Consider the following 2,655-nt stretch of genomic DNA (forward strand, 5'->3'; position numbering starts at 1 on the left):
AGTGAGCGAAAAGTCGATCATCGCGCGCAGCATCAGCGTGGCGGCAAGCGGATGGCGTTGCTCCAGCGCTTCGGCTGCAGGGGTCAGCAGCTCATAGTGATTGCCGTCGAGTTCGCCATGGCGCGCCAGAATGAGTTTGGCAGCAGGGTCGTGTGCCGGCCAATCGACCAGGAAGGCCAGCGCCTGACTGAATCCTGCATATCGGCCAACATAGGCCAAAGCCCGGTTTTCCACCTCTTCGTCGTCAAAATCGGGCAGGCGCTTGATATAGGCCCGAAGGTATTCGGCATTCAGCGTGCGCTCGAAGATGGCCCAGCGTTCGCTCTGGGCATCGTCCGATCGTCCCAGGGCATCGAGTGCCTCGATCCGGACCCGTTGCCAATCGGGCCAATGCCTGCCGTTCCTGAATTCGGGTTCGGCGGCAGTCAGCGCCGCCATGGCCTCCGCCGCCCGATCGGCCGCCAAAAGGCGCTCTGCAATCCGCGCGGCGATAGCCGGGTTGGCGCGTTCTTCCGGTGAAAAGCGCGCGATGTATCCATCGACATCGCCCAGCGCATCGGCGATTTCGGTCAGCGCCGACTGGACTGTCCGTGCGTGGTTCCTCGCAAGATAATCGTCCTCGTAGAGAGGGCCGCCCATGCCATACCCGATCACGCGGCGCTCGCCCGGTGGCGCCTTTGCGGGCGGCTTGGCGGCCAATCCCTCGAACATGGCCTTGAGCGTTTCCAGTCCTTCCCGTCCAAGCGGCTTTGCCATCAGGGCGATCAAACCGTCGAACTGGCCGTAATCGTTGGCGCAGACTCCTGCGAAGACCCGCTCGGCGAGTCTGGCAGGGGCCAGTGCCGCACGCCCGGCAACCGTGCCGAGATCCTCCAGGGCGGTGGCGACGACGTTGCCGATCGTCCCGTTGCTGTCATCACACCGCTCGTAGATCGATGGCGCCATCTCCAGCAACCGCCAGAGGAGATCAAAGGCCTCAGCGGGTTTGGTCGGTGCCACATGATCCATGATTGCCGACCGCTGCATGTCGAGATCCTGGGCCAGCGGCCTGATCTTTCGCCAGTCGACAAAGGATTTCGACCGGGTAATCGCAACGAGTCGCTTGCGTATTTCTGCCGCGACATCACCGCCACCGCTGCGACTGGCCAGTTCAAGCCGCAATCTGCGCTTTGCGGTTGCATCCCCGGTCGCCAATTCGATCAGCAACTCAGCCAGACGCTCCGCACCAAGCGCAGCCAGATTCTTGGCGTTAAGGGTCTTTTCGGAAGCCATGGCCGACTTTTGCAAGGCATCCTGCGCCGGTCAAGCCGCGCGCGCGGTAAAAGGCTACCACAAATGCCGGAAGCGCCTTGATACCGGTCATTCAAGCCGCCTGAACCGGCGCTCGAAACTTGCCCACCATTCATCACGCAGACTAGCCCATCCGATCCGCAGAGCCTAGACAGGCCATGCGAGTCTGAAATCATGACTGGCTACGGGAAGGAACCGTTGTGACGCTGCCAGACGTGCTCATACCAACTTACGTGCAGATGCTGAAGGCGTTGTCAGTCTGGCTTGCCAAGGCGGCTGCGCAGAAGCCAGACGCTGGAGCGGAGAAGCTATTATCGGCTCGCCTCGCTCCCGACATGTTCCCGCTCGCTACCCAGATCCGCTTCGCCTGTGTGCAGGCGCAAGAGGGCATATTCCGGTTGCAAGGTCAGCCGTTTTCGCCCTCGGTAGACACGCTGCTGAACGAGGGGCGGAACGCAGGGGAACATCCCGGCTCGATGGCTGATGCGCAAGCCAGAATAGCCGAGACCGTTGCACTTGTGGAGGCGACTGCGGCAAAGGCGCTTGAGGTGGATCCAGCAACGCCGATTGCGCACGCGCTTCCCATGGGCATGATCTTCGACCTTACGGCAGAACAATACGTGCGCGACTGGGCGATACCGCAATTCTATTTTCACGTGATGACTGCCTATGCGATTCTGCGCGCAGAGGGGATCGACCTTGGAAAGGCCGACTTCGTCGCTCATATGTTTGCCTATCTGCGCCCCGGAACAATGCCGGCGCAGTAAGCGAGGCGCGACAGATTTGCGCACGGCCCGAGATCCTTAGGAGACCGACCCCGCTGGCCAAACGGACGTCCAAAGCCTTCGCTCTGCTCATCGGAAGCTTCCCTCCATTAATGAACACTTCCCAAAGCCATTCCAGAGATTGGTTAGCTGGACCTTAACGGACAAACCTCTAAGATCGAATCTGCCACATATGGTGGCAAACAAGAGGTTATATGCACGCAATCAGCAATCGTCGTTTCGACGCTATTGCGGGATACATCCGAAGTCCACGCATAGTCATGCTCGTGCAGGAAGCGGGATGGTTCGCCACGGACGGTGACCGCCTGCTCGGCTTGATTATTTGGGACCGTTTCGATCACGACTATGGTTGGGTCGTGCTTGGACGTGATCGTTGCGAACGGTTTCGTGCAATTGACCAGGCAGTATCGCTGCTCAGCTTCACCGCCGCACACTCCGCGCTAGTGGTCCGATTCTGACATTTGCTACCGCCCTCGGCTAGGTGGCGCGCAAATGTCAGAATCTTTTCGGGCTACTAGAAACTTTTGATTCTAGTGGATTTTCTGTTTTTGACATTTGCGACCGTGCTATCCGGATGGCG

Annotated in this window: 3 protein-coding genes; 2 read left to right on the forward strand and 1 reads right to left on the reverse strand. The window is 59.7% G+C overall.

The window, feature by feature from the left end; all coding sequences use genetic code 11:
- On the reverse strand, positions 1-1,272 hold a 1,272-nt coding region (locus tag P4L78_RS01390; RefSeq protein ID WP_309326484.1), incomplete at its 3' end, for a DUF6880 family protein.
- 218 nt (positions 1,273-1,490) lie between these two features.
- Here P4L78_RS01390 and P4L78_RS01395 point away from each other — a divergent pair.
- Positions 1,491-2,057 (forward strand): DUF1993 domain-containing protein, encoded by a 567-nt coding sequence (locus P4L78_RS01395; protein ID WP_309326486.1) that lies wholly within the window; start codon positions 1,491-1,493, stop codon positions 2,055-2,057.
- A 212-nt stretch (positions 2,058-2,269) separates the two neighbouring features.
- Positions 2,270-2,533: a hypothetical protein gene (locus tag P4L78_RS01400; RefSeq protein ID WP_309326488.1), complete on the forward strand. Its 264-nt coding sequence runs from the start codon at positions 2,270-2,272 to the stop codon at positions 2,531-2,533.
- Positions 2,534-2,655 lie beyond the last annotated feature (122 nt).

Source organism: Silvimonas sp. (genome assembly GCF_031291215.1).
Taxonomy (GTDB): Bacteria; Pseudomonadota; Gammaproteobacteria; order Burkholderiales; family Chitinibacteraceae; genus Silvimonas; species Silvimonas soli.